Here is a 15,150-nt window from a genome sequence, read left to right on the forward strand (position 1 = left end):
GCCCGTTCCGCCCGGCTCCAGCGGACGAAGCGCGAGCTGCTGCCCGCGGGCTTCCGCCGCTTGCTCCGCCGTGATGCCGCCGGCGTCCAGCATCGCTTTCAGAATCAGGCGCTGCCTGCGGACGGCGTTGTCCATGTCCATATAAGGCGAGTAGTATTTCGGGCCCTTGGGGACGCCGGCGAGCATCGCGCTTTCGGCCAGCGTCAGCTCCGCGGCGCTTTTGCCGAAGTACATCCTCGCCGCCTTGCCGATTCCATAGGCGCCGTGACCGTAATAGATCTGGTTCAAGTACATGCCGAGAATCTCGTCCTTGGAATAGTTCATCTCCAGCTGGGCGGTGTACATCGCTTCCTTGAGCTTGCGCTTCCAGGTCCGCTCATGCGTCAGATAGAGGTTGCGGGCCAGCTGCTGCGTGATGGTGCTGGCGCCTTGGCGCGCCCGGCCGCTCTCCAGGTTCACGGCGGCCGCACGCGCCATGCCCTTCACGTCGAAGCCGCCATGCTTGTAGAAGCGATGGTCCTCGATCGCGAGCGTCGCCTGGACGAGATAGGGGGATATCCGCTGCAGCGGGACGGATTCGCGGCTTTGGCCGGCGCGGAACGAATCCATCAGCTGGCCGGAGGCGTCGTAGATCTCGGTCAGCCGGACAGCCGAGGAGGCGGGCAGCGATTGAAGGCGCAGCGACAGCAGCAGGATGCTGAGCGCAAGCAGTCCCACGGACATCGCGGTGCCGGCCAGCAGCCCGAGCAGCCGGAGCGGCCGTCCGGCCGCCAGGGCGGAGAGGCCGGGGAGGACGGAATTGCCGCGGCCGCGGGAGAGCCTTCGTCTGGGACGGAGGGGATTGCTCATAGAGGATGTGTTCCTTTCCCGGATTCGACATCTTTTTCCATAGTATGGATAATCCGGCGGACCTCTATTCAAAGGGCGGAAAAGCGCGAAAAATCACGGGGAAACGTTTGTATTGAAGGGGGGATTTGACTATAATACAGGTTGAACCGTCGACCTTAAGGAGGCAGATCCGACAAAAGCTTCTTTTGCCGTATCGCCTTTGAACGGGAGAAATGGATGCGCAAGAGCCTTCGCCGGCATCCCTGCGCTTCGAGTTCTCGCCCTAGAGGATATTGCCTTCAGCACATATAATCTCGTTGCTCCATCGCATACGTGCGCCATCCCATCGCTGGCGAGGCCGTATTGCTTGAGCCGGCTTGCCGGGGCGGTCAGCATCCGATGGACGGTCCTTCCGTCCCCAACCTGAAGAAGAAAGAAGGGACTCTTACCATGGAATTGTGGTATACCGAGAAACAAACCGAAACCTACGGCATTACGGCCAAAATCAAAGAAACCTACGTCAACGAGCAGACGGACTTCCAGCAGCTCGCCATGATCGAGACCGATGAATTCGGCACGATGCTCGTCCTCGACGGCATGGTCATGACGACGGACAAGGACGAGTTCGTCTACCATGAGATGGTCGCTCACCCGGCCCTCAACACGCATCCGAATCCGGAGCAGGTGCTCGTGGTCGGCGGCGGCGACGGCGGCGTCGTGCGCGAGATCCTCAAGCATGAGAAGGTCAAGCGGGTCGTGCTTGTCGACATCGACGGCAAGGTCATTGAATACTCCAAGAAATATTTGCCGAACATCGCATCCGGACTGGACGACGCCCGCGTCGAGGTCCATGTGAACGACGGCTTCATGCATATCCACGACCATAAGAACGAGTACGACGTCATCATGGTCGACTCCACCGAGCCGGTCGGCCCTGCGGCCAACCTGTTCACGCGCGGCTTCTACCAAGGCATCTACGAGGCGCTGAAGGACGACGGCCTGTTCGTCGCCCAGACGGACAACCCGTGGTTCAAGGCCGACCTCATCCAGAGCGTCAACCGAGACGTGAAGGAAGTATTCCCGGTCGTGCGCGTGTTCTGGGCCAACGTTCCGACCTATCCGAGCGGCCTGTGGACCTTCACGATGGGCTCCAAGAAGCATGATCCGCTCGCCGTGGACGAGACCGCCATTCCGGAGCGCGAGACGAAGTACTACACGCCGCGCCTGCACAAGGCTGCGTTCGTGCTGCCGAAGTTCGTCGAGGATCTGGTGAAATAATGAAAATCGACCAAAAATACTCCGGCAACGTCTTCATCCTCAGCTCCGAGAATTATGAAGCCTCCCGCGCCGTCATCTACGGCATGCCGATGGACTTCACCGTGAGCTTCCGCCCAGGCTCCCGCTTCGGCCCCGCCCGCATCCGCGAGGTGTCGATCGGCCTGGAGGAATACAGCCCGTACCTGGACCGCAGCCTCGAAGAGATCGAATACTTCGACGCCGGCGACCTGCTGCTTCCGTTCGGCAACGCTGCCCGCTCGCTCGACATCATCGGCGAGTTCGTGGCCGGCATTCTGGCCGACGGCAAGATGCCGGTCGGCCTCGGCGGCGAGCATCTCGTCAGCTGGCCGATCTTCCAGGAGGTCTACAAGAAATATCCGGACCTCGCAATCATCCATTTCGACGCTCACGCCGATCTGCGCGAGTCGTACGAAGGCGAGCCGCTGTCCCACTCCACGCCGCTGCGCAAGGCGGCCGGCCTGATGGGCGGCAAGAACATCTATCAATTCGGCATCCGCTCCGGCTCCCGCGAGGAGTGGCAGTATGCCCGCGAGAACATCAACTTCCATCCGTTCGAGGTGCTCGAGCCGCTGAAGAAGGCGCTGCCCGAGCTGGCTGGCCGTCCGGTCTACCTGACGATCGACATCGACGTCCTGGATCCTTCCGCCGCGCCGGGCACCGGCACTGCGGAAGCAGGCGGCATCACGAGCAAGGAGCTGCTGGAGGCGGTGCATGCCATCGCGAAGTCCGGCGTCAACGTCGTCGGCTGCGACCTGGTTGAGGTAGCCCCGGCTTACGATCCGACGGAGCAGACGCAGATCGTCGCTTCCAAGGTGATCCGCGAGATGCTGCTCGGCTTCATCAAGTAAAGAGATCAAGCCGGTCGGCCCGCAAGGGCCGGCCGTTTTTCATTCCGGCAGTGCAGCAGCTCTCCCTTTAGAAACCGGAAGTCCTTGTCCGGGATATGCCGCTGATAAGAGGAGGCCGAAATTTTTCGTCCGCCGTGCTTGGACCTCTAGTTCTTTGGCGATACTGGCTGATAGAATACAAGGAGGTGCAACACAATGGGATTGCTGCCGATACATGAACATCTGGCCGAGCTGTGGACCATTCGCGAACGCCGTGCCTTGACGGACGAAGAACAGGCGGACTTCGAGCACTGCCTGGCGGTCAACGCTTCCCACTGCAGGCGGCTGGCGAATTTGTACAATATGTCGCTGATCGCATCGATGACAGGCGACACGGAGTGGCATCACGAGATTTGCAGCAAAATCGAGAAGCTCGACGGGACGCCGCCCGCCTTCCGGGGCAATTCCTGACCGGGACGGGCTCGGCGGCTCGCATCGGGGCTCTATCTCTGAAATCCGGCAGGTGACGGCTGCGGCATCGGGCCGCAGGCCCCCGCCGGATTTCTTCGTTGAGGTGATACGGACTTGGACGAGGACAAGGACAAGGTCCGCTCGTTTCCTCCGATGATAGGCGAAGGAGCGAGAGTGCTGGTCCTTGGCAGCATGCCGGGGGCAAAGTCGCTTCAGGAGCAGCGCTATTATGCGAACGAGCGCAATTATTTATGGAGATTGCTGTACGGGCTGCGCGGGCTGGAACCGGACGAGGCTTACGGGGACAGGCTTGCTTACGCGGCCGGCCAGGGGATAGGCCTATGGGACATGATTGAACATTGCCATAGGGAAGGCAGCCTGGACATGAACATAAGGAATGCGGTTCCGAACGATCTGCCCGGCCTCGCCGCCAGCTATCCGTCTCTCCAGGCGCTCGCCTTCAACGGGAGCAAGTCCTACGAGATTTACCGCAAGCATTTTGCCGGACATCCCGGTCTTGCGCATCTGGACTTGCTGCGCCTGCCATCGAGCAGCCCGATTCCTACCCCGGCCATGCGCACGCTGGAGGACCGGCTTGAGAAGTGGCGCATGCTGCTGCCTTATTTGAAGGAATGACCGCTGCCTCGGCGCTTGGCATCGGAGCGGCCGGCTTCCGTACCCCGCATCAGGCGGAGAAACATCCCATGCCAGCTGTCCGGGGGCATGGGATTTCCTGTTTATCGCGCCGTTGCGGCCGTTCCAGCCGTTGAAATCAAGGGATGAACTGTTTATAGTAGGGAAGATAACATCGGAGAGCCGCGCCGGGCAATTCTCTGCAAGAGACCTTCCCGGTGCAGACGAGCATTCGGGGGTGAGCCTGCGGCATGAACGAACATGAAACAAGCCGGTCGGCGTCGGAAGCCGCCGGCCCGCCCATTGCGGAAGGAACCGCCGACGGCGGGACAGCTGCCCGCACAGCCGGCGTGGACGAAGGCCGCTCCGCCGTCCTCATTGCCATCCGCAGCAGCCAGGACGGGGAAGCGGCTCCGCCCGTCACGCATAGAGGCGAATTTTTCGCTAAAGGAAAAAGCCGATACATCCGCTACGAGGAGATGGACGAGCTGCATGGCGCCGTGAGGACGTTGATCCGGTGGAGCGGGGACGAGATCCGTCTTACGCGCCGCGGCGGAGTGCAATCGGAGCAGACGTTCGCAGCCGGCTCGAAGCGCCAGGGCAGCTATGCATCCGGCCATCTGGCTTTTCGGATGACGGTCGAGACGGAGGCGCTGTCCGCCGAGGGCGAGGCAGGCGGCCTGCTGCCGCTGACGCTGGCTTGGACCTACCGGCTGCGGATCGAGGATCAGTTAAGCGGCCGCTTTCAATTGCGGCTTCATATACAGGAGGATACCCATTCATGAGTCAGAACGTGCTTGAACAAGTTTATGCCGCCATCAGCGGCGCCATCGCCGATGCAGCCGTAGCCGCCGGGCTTGCCGCCCGCGAAGAGCTGCCTGTATTCGTGCTGGAGGTGCCGCGCGACAAAGCCCACGGCGACCTGGCGACCAACGCCGCCATGCAGCTGACCAAGATCGCCCGCAAAAACCCGCGCCAGATCGCCGAGGCGATCCTGGCTCATCTCGACAAGGAGAAAGCGTCCATCCTGTCGGCGGATATCGCGGGACCAGGCTTCATCAACTTCCGCCTGGACCGCTCGTACCTGTATCCGGTCGTCGGCCAGGTGCATGAGGCCGGCGACGCGTACGGCCGAGGCGAGAGCACGGGCAAGCGCGTGGAGATGGAGTTCGTCAGCGCCAATCCGACCGGCAGCCTGCACCTGGGCCATGCCCGCGGCGCGGCCGTCGGCGACGCCCTGTGCAACGTGCTTGATTTCGCGGGCAACGAAGTGACCCGTGAATACTACATCAATGACGCGGGCGCCCAGGTGAACAACCTGGCCAAGTCGATCGAAGCCCGCTACCGCCAGCAGCTCGGACAGCAAGCCGAGCTGCCGGAGGACGGCTATCACGGCGAGGACATCGTCGGCTTCGCCAAGCAGCTCGTCGAGGAAAAGGGCGATTCCCTGCTCTCGATGGACGACACGGAACGTTTCGCGTTCCTCAAGGCCTACGGACTGGAGCGCGAGCTGGGCAAGATCAAGCGCGATCTTGAACGGTTCCGCGTCGGCTTCGATCTCTGGTACAGCGAGACTTCCCTGTATGAGAACGGGCTCGTCACCGACGCCTGGATCTTCTTCGCGAGAAGGGAGAGGTCTACGAGGAAGAAGGCGCGACCTGGCTGAATACGACGGCATACGGAGACGACAAAAACCGCGTTCTCATCAAGAACGACGGGTCGTACACCTACCTGACGCCGGATATCGCCTATCATCGAGACAAATACGCGCGCGGCTACGATACGATGATCAATATTTGGGGCGCCGATCACCACGGCTACATTCCCCGCATGAAGGCGGCCATGGAAGCTCTCGGCAACGATCCGGACAAGCTGGTCGTGCTCATCGCCCAGATGGTCAGCCTGTTCCAGAACGGCGAGAAGGTCAAAATGTCCAAGCGTACGGGCAAAGCCGTCACGATGGAGGACCTGATGGACGAGGTCGGCGTGGATGCCATCCGCTACTTCTTCACGATGCGCAGCATGGACTCGCATCTGGACTTCGACATGGACCTGGCCGTATCGACCTCCAACGAGAATCCCGTCTATTACGTGCAGTACGCCCATGCCAGAATCTGCAGCATCCTCCGCCAAGCCGCAGAGCAGGGAATCAACCCGCTGCCGCTGGCGGAGGTGGACCTGTCCAAGCTGGCGTCCGAGCATGAGTACGACCTGCTTCTGAAAATGGCTGAATTCCCGCAGGAAATCAAGCTGGCCGCGGATCAGTATGCTCCGCACCGGCTCGTCCGCTATGTCTACGAGCTGGCTTCCCAGCTGCACAGCTACTACCGCGCCGAGCGCGTCATCACGGACGACCTGGCCCAGGCGCATGCCCGCCTGGCTCTGCTTGGAGCCGTCCGGACCGTCATCGCGAACGTCCTGCGCCTGATCGGCGTCTCCGCTCCGGAGCGCATGTAGGCCGGCATCATCCCGAGCGCTCGAAAAAGCCGCAGAATCGATTACGATTCTGCGGCTTTCATCATTTTGGGCACATCGAGCTCGCCGGGAGTTTTGGCATTTTTGGCTCCCCTCAGCGGGATCATGGATTTCCGGAGGATGGACTTGATATCCGCAGGAGTCAATTCGGGATAGCGGGCGAGCAGCAGCGCAACCGCTCCGCTCACATGGGACGTAGCCATGGAGGTGCCGCTCATTTCGTTGTATTTGCCTTTGATCCAGGCCGAATGAATCCGGTCTCCGGGCGCATAGATATCAATGTACGGCCCCCGGTTGCTGAAAGCGGCGATGCGCCTGAGCCGGTTGGTGGCGCCGACGGAGATCGTCTGCGGGTAACGGGCCGGATAATCCACCGAGCGGCGCTTGCCGTCGTTGCCGGATGAAGCGACGATGACGACGCCCGCATTCGTCGCATTGGCGCAGGCTGCCAGCAGCGACTTGCTGCGCGATCTCATCCCGAAGCTCATATTGATGATGTGCATGCCGCTGCGCACGCACCATTCGATGCCGAGGATGATGTCCGAGACATAGGCGCTTCCGTTGTAGTCGAATGCCTTGACCGGGTACACCATCGATCGGGGAGCGACTCCGATCATGCCGCTCGGCTGGTTGGCCGCGGCGATCGTGCCGGCGATATGGGTCCCATGGCCGTTGTCGTCATGGGGCAGCTGGGTGCGGTCGATCAGGTTGATGCCTTTGCCTATGGAAGACTTGAGGTCGGGATGGCTGTGGTCGATGCCGGTATCGATGACGCCGATCTTGATCCGGTGTCCGGTCGTGCGGTTCCAGGCCAGCGGGGCTCTGATCTGCTGTACGCCCCAGGGAAGTCCCTTCTCGGCTGGAACCCGCTGCGCAGCGGGAGCGGCCTCTACCCGCACGAGGCGGTCTTCTTCCATCCATACCCCGGAGGCAGACGGGGTTTGCCCGCAGCTGCGGGCGCGGTGAACGTGACGGCCCGAATCAGCGGAATGGGATGCAGGCGGAGGCTGCCAGCGGGAGCAGAAGCCCTCCACTCGTCCAGGAAGGCTCTATAGTCCCGTTCATGCCGGAAGCGAATCAGGTAATTCAGACATTTGGTGCCGGTGGAGGAAAGGGTGTCGCGAAGCCAACGGAGCAAATTATCCAAGACGATGTCCCTCCTGACGGACAATGCTTGGATAGTGTATGATTCCGCGACGCGAACCGCATGAGCCACCTGCCCGTTTCAGCCAATATTTAGGCTCCGCATCCGTGTCAATCGCCCGCCGGCGCTCATACTATACCATCAAGAGTCGCAGGGCTCTTAAGAACCGGACAGAAGCTTCTGGCCTAGTTCGGGAGGATACAGTCGGGAGCGAAGGGGCAGCCCTTCGTTCTTCCCTGTTCAAGCGGTTATCCCGGTGCGCCGGACAAGCCTCCGGTCCCGATCGGAACCCCGGATGGAAGGGCAAGCCGCTCGCATATTGTCTTCAAGCTGAATGAATCGTCGCCGTTCGGCGGACTTGGCCGGCTTTTCCGATATCCCGCCGGGAGACGGACCGCTGCAATAGCAGCCCTCTGCCCTCTCGCGGCCGTCTTGATTTTTTAATTGAAATAGGTTTTACTATAGGTTGACTGTGGACAAGACTGTACCATGACCTTAGCATGAAGGGCGAGCTTGTATCGGCTGGCCATTTTGATTATCCGAGAGGATGTGTCTGGATTACATGAGCACGAACCTATCTCAAAAATTCGATGCGGAGCGTCTGCGCGAAATGCCGATGGTCGACCTGGCCTTCGAGGTGCTGAAATCGGCGAACACGCCTTTTTACTACCGCGATCTGATGAAAGAAATCGCCAAGTACCGCGGGCTGACGGACGCCGAAGTCAACGACGTCATCGCCCAGGTCTATACCGAGATCAATATTGACGGACGGTTTGCCTGCGTAGGCAGCAACACTTGGGGCCTGAAGCGCTGGTATCCGGTCGAGAAGAACGAGGATCCGATCACCAACGCCAAGCGTCCGCGGATCATCAACGACGACGACGACCTCGACGACGAGGAAGTGTTCGAAGGAGAAGAGGACGACACCTATACGGAGAGCGAAGAGGACTTCGACGTATTCGACGAAGACCGCGAGTTCGAAGAGAGCGAAGAAGAAGAGAGCGCCGTCGACGAAGAGATCGACGATGAAGACGGCGGCGACGAGGCGGAAGGCGAAGAGTCCGAGGATGACGATGAAGACTTCGACGACGACTCCGACGCGGACGAAGAAGAGAAATAAGGCAGCGGGAAGCCGGAAGGATGGGGGGGAATCCCACATCGTTCCGGCTTTTGCCGTTCTTGACAGAGGCCAAGCGGTGAAGTAAACTATTGCATGGGCTTTTGGAGCGGTTAGTGGTATTTTATCGGCTCAAAGGCAGTGAGCGCACGCCATCCCGCGGGGGTGGACGGCGGCATTGCCTCCATATCGGATGTCGTTATTCAGGAGTGCGCCCCCTTAATACGGGTGTCACTTTTTTTTGTTTTTATAAGGCAGGAATGCCATGAAGCAAGGCGTGCCTGGGCAATCTAATCAGACCAATGGAGCATGGAGGGTACACACAGTGACGAAATATATTTTTGTGACAGGCGGCGTGGTTTCATCCCTGGGCAAAGGGATTACCGCGGCATCGCTTGGAAGATTGCTCAAGAACCGGGGCCTTAAGGTAACGATTCAAAAATTCGACCCCTACATCAACGTGGATCCGGGAACGATGAGCCCTTACCAGCACGGGGAAGTATTCGTCACGGACGACGGCGCGGAAACGGATCTGGATCTGGGCCATTACGAGCGTTTCATCGATATCAACCTGTCCAAGAACAGCAACGTCACGACCGGCAAGATCTACTCCTCCGTCATTACGAAGGAACGCCGCGGCGAATATCTCGGAGGCACGGTCCAAGTCATCCCCCATATCACCAACGAGATCAAGGAGCGCGTGTTCCGCGCGGGACGTGAAGCCGGCTCCGATGTCGTCATCACGGAAATCGGCGGCACGGTCGGGGATATCGAGAGCCTTCCGTTCCTGGAGGCCATCCGCCAGATCAAGAGCGATATCGGCCGCGACAACGTCATGTATGTGCATGTCACCCTCATTCCTTATATCAAGGCTGCCGGCGAAGTGAAGACAAAGCCGACGCAGCATAGCGTCAAAGAGCTGCGCAGCATCGGCATTCAGCCGAACGTCATCGTCTGCCGTACGGAGAAAGCCATCTCCGAGGAAATGAAGCGCAAAATCGCCCTGTTCTGCGACATCGATCCCAACGCCGTCGTTGAATGCCGCGATGCCTCGACGCTGTACGAGGTTCCGCTGATGCTCCAGGAGCAAGGTCTGGACGAGTACGTCGTCAATCATCTGAAGCTTGATGTGCCGCAGCCGGAGATGACCGAGTGGAAAGCGCTCGTCGACCGCGTGAAAAACCTCAAGCGCAAGACGGAGGTCGCCATTGTCGGCAAATACGTCGCTCTGCACGACGCCTACCTCAGCATCGTGGAGTCCCTTGCCCATGCCGGCATCGAGGCCGATTCCGAAGTAAGCATCCGCTGGGTGGACGCCGAGGAGCTGACGGACGGCAATGCGGCTGAAGCGCTGCAAGGCGTGAACGGCATTCTGGTGCCCGGCGGCTTCGGGGACCGGGGAATCGAAGGCAAGGTCGCGGCGATCCGTTATGCGCGCGAGCAGCGCATTCCGTTCTTCGGCATCTGTCTCGGCATGCAGGTTGCCGTCATCGAATATGCCCGGAACGTCGTCGGCATGGAGGGAGCCAACAGCTCCGAGATCAACCCGACGACGCCTTATCCTGTCATCGATCTGCTCCCCGAGCAGAAGGACATCGAGGATATGGGCGGCACGATGCGGCTTGGCCTCTATCCATGCAAGCTGGCGGAAGGCTCGCTGGCCGCGCAAACGTACGATGACGAGCTTGTCTACGAGCGCCACCGCCATCGGTACGAGTTCAACAACCAGTACCGCGAGACGATTGAAAAAGCCGGATTGCGCATTTCCGGAACTTCCCCGGACGGACGGCTTGTGGAAATGGTCGAGCTGCCGGATCATCCGTGGTTCCTGGCCGTTCAATTCCATCCCGAATTCACCTCCCGTCCGAACCGTCCGCAGGCTCTGTTCCGCGGTTTTGTGAACGCCTCTCTTCAGCTCTCCGAATAGGAGCCGGCACAGGGAGATTCCGCTTTCATCTCCCCTTGGAGATGGAGGCGGTTTTTTGAATAACGAAGAAGGAAAACGGAAACAAGGGGTCGAATAGACAGGGAACAGACCTATTTTAATGCCGCGCCGATACATGAGACGCTACGGGCCGCTTTTGTCCTGAAGATAAAACGACCACTACTCGGGAGGTAGAGAAATGGACAAGAAGAAGGTGCTGATTGTCGACGATCAGAATGGAATCCGGGTCTTGCTCATGGAGGTATTCACAAGCGAAGGCTATACGACCTTCCAGGCTTCCAACGGCAAGCTGGCTCTGGACATCGTCCGCAATGAGAATCCGGATCTGGTCCTGCTGGACATGAAAATTCCCGGCATGGATGGACTGGAAATACTGAAGCATGTGAAAACAATCAACCGGAGCATCAAGGTCATCATGATGACAGCTTACGGAGAACTCGATATGATCAAGGAAGCGACGGATTTGGGAGCAGTCATGCACTTTACGAAGCCGTTCGATATCGATGAGATGAGGCTGGCCGTCAACATGCAGCTCCGCCGCGACGGGGAGAACAACAAATACGCCATCGGGTCCTGAGCAAGGACCTTTTTTTGTGTCCGCTCTCTCGATTGGGAGATGATGGAGCGGCCGGGGAGAGGCCGCGTCTGTACACATCTCAACTTCAAGTATGTTATAATGGCCCAGAATGACGAGCCTCGGCACTGGGCTTGCTTCTCCTGCGTGAAAGCCAAGCTGTACCCATAGATGCCGAATGCAGCGGATGAATCGAATCCGGCGCTCAAGCAAGCGGCGGCTGCCGGTTCGGATCGGCCCCATTCCTCAAGACCACGCAAGCGCGATAGCGGCATTTCCGCGGCGAGGCGGACTTCGGCGCGCTGGCTGCTGCGTCCGCCTTTCGCCGCCATTCCTATCCTTCAGAACCCGGCAGATGCCGCGGCAACCTAGTCCCATAGTTCAACGTCTTTATGTAGCAGCGCTGTCCATTTGGCGAACTCGAGCCTCTCGTGCAGCGAGGCGTTTATCCTTTATCTACAGCTCAAGCACCGCCAGGCGCGGCCGGCCGCGATGCGGCCGGAGGATGTTTGTTCTTCCCGGGGAGGATTTATCAGCGATGGAGAAATTAATGGTTCGCGGCGGACTCCCGCTGCGGGGCACGGTACAGATCAGCGGGGCCAAGAACAGCGCGGTTGCGCTGCTGCCCGCTGCTATTTTAGCGGAATCCGAAGTCGTCCTGGACAATCTTCCGCATCTAAGCGATGTGGCGGTCTACGCCGAGATTCTGGAGCAGCTCGGAGCCGGCGTATCCTGGAGCGGGGACACGATGCGGATCGACGCGTCGAACCTGCAGTCGGCCGCCATGCCCAATGGCAAGGTCAAGCTGCTGCGGGCTTCCTACTATCTTGATGGGAGCGCTGCTCGGCCGGTTCGGAGAGGCTGTTATCGGCCTTCCGGGCGGCTGCAATTTCGAGCCTCGTCCGATCGACCAGCATATCAAAGGCTTTGAAGCGCTTGGAGCCGAGGTGTCGAACGATCACGGCTCGATCCGGATTTCCGCCAAGGAGCTCCGCGGAGCGAAAATATATCTCGATGTCGTCAGCGTCGGGGCGACGATCAACATCATGCTCGCGGCATCGCGCGCCAAAGGCCTTACGACGATTGAAAATGCCGCAAAAGAGCCTGAGATCATCGATGTGGCCACGCTGCTCAACGCGATGGGGGCCAGGATCAAAGGGGCGGGCACGGAGACGATCCGGATCGAAGGCGTGGACAGCATGCATGGCTGCCGTCATTCCATCATCCCGGACCGCATCCAGGCCGGCACGTATATGATCGCGGCAGCCGCTACAAGAGGGGACGTCACGATCGACGGCGTCATTCCGAAGCACATGGAGGCCATGAGCGCCAAGCTTCTGGAGATGGGCATCGGCGTGGTGGAAATGGACGAATCGATCCGCATCATCGGCAGGCCGGATTACGAGGCGATCGACGTGCGCGCGCTCGTCTATCCGGGCTTCGCCACCGATCTCCAATCTCCGATGACGAGCCTGCTGACCCAGGCGTCGGGCGTGAGCATCCTTACGGACTACGTGTACAGCAACCGGTTCAAGCATGTTCCCGAGCTGGCGCGGATGGGAGCCAACATCCGCGTGGAAGGGCGTTCGGCCATCATCGAAGGCAGCCGGCTCAACGCGGCCAAGGTCAAAGCATCCGATCTGCGTGCCGGAGCGGCGCTTGTCGTGGCCGGCCTGACCGTCGCTGACGGAGTTACCGAGATATCGGGCGTTGAATATATCGACCGGGGCTACGACAATCTCGTCGACAATCTCCGCCGCCTCGGCGCCGAAGTGTGGCGCGAGGACCGCTAGTTCCTTACCGACTCCTCGACTCCGGCTTTTTCCTCCGAGCGATGCCGGCCGATGCCGGCCTGCTACGCACTTTTTTTTGCCAGGACACCTTGAGCCGAACGAGCGTGACCCTACGGCTCGACCGGCCCGGGACAGTCCAGGCCTCCTGACAATCCCGTCCCGATTTTCCGACCTGATGCCAGGCCGGCGCGGATGCGGAATAGACCGCGGTGCAGCCGGATAGAATGAAAGAATAGATCTTATAGATTCCGATAGGATTCGAACCGTCCCTTCTAGAGGTAAGAGGTAAGGTGTGAAAACTGAATAAAGTGGTGAGAACATGAGTGATTTTCAGATCGCCGATCTGGAAGTAATGACATTGAACGATCTGTATAAGCTCGCCAAGCAGTACGAGGTGCCGAGCTTCAACCAGATGAGGAAGAAAGAGCTTGTGTTTGCCATTCTCCGCGCTCAGGCGGAACGAGGCGGGCTTCTGTTCATGCAGGGCGTGCTGGACATTCTGCCGGAGGGCTTTGGATTTTTGCGTCCCATCAACTATCTTCCGAGCAACGAGGATATTTACATTTCGGCTTCCCAAATCCGGAGGTTCGACCTGCGCAGCGGCGATCTCGTGTCGGGCAAATGCCGTCCGCCAAAAGAAAGCGAGCGATACTTCGGACTTCTCCAAGTCAATGCCGTCAACGGCATGAGCCCCGAAACGGCTGCCGACCGCCTGCATTTCCCTGCCTTGACCCCATTGTTCCCGCAAAAGAAACTCGTCCTTGAAACGACTCCGCATCGTTTGTCCACCCGAATCATGGATTTGCTCGCACCTGTCGGACTCGGCCAGCGCGGCCTGATCGTTGCCCCTCCCAAAGCCGGCAAGACGCTTCTGCTGAAGGAAATCGCAAACAGCATCTCGGAAAACAACCCGGAGATCGAGCTGTTCGTGCTGCTGATCGACGAGAGGCCGGAGGAAGTGACGGACATGCAGCGCTCCGTGCGGGGCGAAGTTGTCGCCTCGACCTTCGATGAGCTGCCGGAGAACCATATCAAGGTCGCGGAGCTTGTGCTGGAACGCGCTCTGCGCATGGTCGAGCACAAGAAGGATGTCGTCATCCTTCTCGACAGCATTACCCGGCTCGCGCGGGCCTACAACCTGGTCATCCCGCCTTCCGGACGCACGCTGAGCGGCGGCATCGATCCGGCTGCCTTCCATCGCCCGAAGCGCTTCTTCGGCTCGGCGCGGAACATCGAGGAAGGCGGCAGCCTGACCATCCTGGCCACGGCGCTGATCGACACGGGCTCCCGGATGGACGACATCATTTACGAAGAATTCAAAGGAACGGGCAACATGGAGCTTCATCTCGACCGCAAGCTGGCTGAGCGCCGCATCTTCCCTGCGCTGGATATCCGCCGTTCGGGCACGCGCCGCGAGGACCTCCTGCTGACGAAGGAAGAGCTGGATAAAATCTGGGTCATCCGCAAGAATATGAACGATTCCATGGAGTTCGTGGACAATTTCCTGAAGAGGCTGGGCGAGACGAAGACGAACGCCGAATTCCTGGCCACGCTGGAGTCGAAGAGCGGCGCGCGGGGCAGCACGGGCAGCGCTCCTTCCGCGGCGGCCGGCGGCAGTCCTGCCAGCGGACCGGCAGGCGGCAGCCCGATCGTGTCCAACACGTCCAGCTACAGGAGCGGCAACAACGGAGCCGGCGCTTACCGGCAAGGAGCTTCCGGCCAGACGGCTCAGGTCGCGGGCATCGGCGGCAGCTCATCGCCGACCTCTACGCCGCCGGGGCGGAGTGAAGGCTACAGCTCTCGTCCCGGAGGCGCGAGCGGCAGCTCGTCCTACGGAAGCAATCGTCCTGCAGGCAGCGGGGTTTCCCGTCCGGGCACCCGTCCCGTCGGCTCCCGTCCGGTAAGCGGACAGCGTCCGGGCGGATATTCCGCTTCGACGCGTCCGGCAGGCACGGAGCAGCGCTTCGGCGGCTCCTCTCCGGAGCTGGGCTCGACCGGCGCCGCCGAGCGTCCGGCAAGCCGCCCTGCGGCATCCGGCGAAGCC

11 protein-coding genes and 3 pseudogenes are annotated in these 15,150 nt (G+C 60.2%); 11 read left to right on the plus strand and 3 right to left on the minus strand.

Translation table 11 applies throughout. From position 1 onward, the window contains the following. A partial coding sequence (locus tag BN871_RS08035) for a transglycosylase domain-containing protein (RefSeq protein WP_198158024.1) occupies positions 1-849 on the minus strand: 849 nt, incomplete at its 3' end. 429 nt (positions 850-1,278) lie between these two features. Between BN871_RS08035 and speE the strand changes: the two genes are divergently transcribed. From speE to argS, 6 genes and pseudogenes are all read left to right on the plus strand, one after another. Then, positions 1,279-2,106, plus strand: coding sequence for a polyamine aminopropyltransferase (speE, locus tag BN871_RS08040; RefSeq protein WP_048745303.1), 828 nt, complete (start codon positions 1,279-1,281; stop codon positions 2,104-2,106). Further along, entirely contained in the window at positions 2,106-2,975 is an 870-nt protein-coding gene (gene speB, locus BN871_RS08045) for an agmatinase (protein WP_048745297.1), read from the plus strand. Before speE ends, speB begins: the two co-directional genes overlap by 1 nt. 195 nt (positions 2,976-3,170) lie before the next feature. Next, a complete protein-coding gene (locus tag BN871_RS08050) occupies positions 3,171-3,425 on the plus strand; it encodes a hypothetical protein (protein ID WP_021881255.1) in 255 nt (84 codons plus the stop codon). Positions 3,426-3,539: 114 nt separating this feature from the next. Next, positions 3,540-4,061 (plus strand): DNA-deoxyinosine glycosylase, encoded by a 522-nt coding sequence (locus tag BN871_RS08055; RefSeq protein ID WP_021881256.1) that lies wholly within the window; start codon positions 3,540-3,542, stop codon positions 4,059-4,061. A 248-nt stretch (positions 4,062-4,309) separates the two neighbouring features. Next, positions 4,310-4,843 carry a DUF1934 domain-containing protein gene (locus BN871_RS08060; RefSeq protein WP_048745298.1) on the plus strand — a complete coding sequence of 178 codons (534 nt, stop codon included), beginning with the start codon at positions 4,310-4,312 and terminating at the stop codon, positions 4,841-4,843. Beyond that, positions 4,840-6,515 (plus strand): annotated as a pseudogene (gene argS, locus BN871_RS08065) (arginine--tRNA ligase). Before BN871_RS08060 ends, argS begins: the two are co-directional and overlap by 4 nt. Positions 6,516-6,556: 41 nt before the next feature. Here the strand turns inward: argS and BN871_RS08070 are convergent. Beyond that, positions 6,557-7,450 (minus strand): S8 family peptidase, encoded by an 894-nt coding sequence (locus BN871_RS08070; protein WP_083436316.1) that lies wholly within the window; start codon positions 7,448-7,450, stop codon positions 6,557-6,559. Beyond that, positions 7,423-7,680, minus strand: coding sequence for a hypothetical protein (locus tag BN871_RS26695; RefSeq protein WP_083436317.1), 258 nt, complete (start codon positions 7,678-7,680; stop codon positions 7,423-7,425). The genes BN871_RS08070 and BN871_RS26695 overlap by 28 nt, the downstream gene beginning before the upstream one ends. 559 nt (positions 7,681-8,239) lie before the next feature. Between BN871_RS26695 and rpoE the strand changes: the two genes are divergently transcribed. From rpoE to rho, 5 genes and pseudogenes are all read left to right on the plus strand, one after another. Beyond that, positions 8,240-8,797 carry a DNA-directed RNA polymerase subunit delta gene (gene rpoE / locus BN871_RS08075; protein ID WP_048745299.1) on the plus strand — a complete coding sequence of 186 codons (558 nt, stop codon included), beginning with the start codon at positions 8,240-8,242 and terminating at the stop codon, positions 8,795-8,797. Positions 8,798-9,119: 322 nt separating this feature from the next. Then, positions 9,120-10,721, plus strand: a complete 1,602-nt coding sequence (locus BN871_RS08080; RefSeq protein ID WP_048745300.1) for a CTP synthase — start codon at positions 9,120-9,122, stop codon at positions 10,719-10,721. 196 nt (positions 10,722-10,917) lie between these two features. Beyond that, positions 10,918-11,316 carry a response regulator gene (locus BN871_RS08085; RefSeq protein WP_021881673.1) on the plus strand — a complete coding sequence of 133 codons (399 nt, stop codon included), beginning with the start codon at positions 10,918-10,920 and terminating at the stop codon, positions 11,314-11,316. Between the two features lie 535 nt (positions 11,317-11,851). Continuing rightward, positions 11,852-13,106 (plus strand): annotated as a pseudogene (locus BN871_RS08095) (UDP-N-acetylglucosamine 1-carboxyvinyltransferase). 319 nt (positions 13,107-13,425) lie between these two features. Continuing rightward, positions 13,426-14,742: pseudogene (gene rho / locus BN871_RS08100) on the plus strand (transcription termination factor Rho); the annotation flags it as partial. Positions 14,743-15,150 lie beyond the last annotated feature (408 nt).

Source organism: Paenibacillus sp. P22 (assembly GCF_000469945.2).
Taxonomy (GTDB): Bacteria; Bacillota; Bacilli; order Paenibacillales; family Paenibacillaceae; genus Paenibacillus_O; species Paenibacillus_O humicus.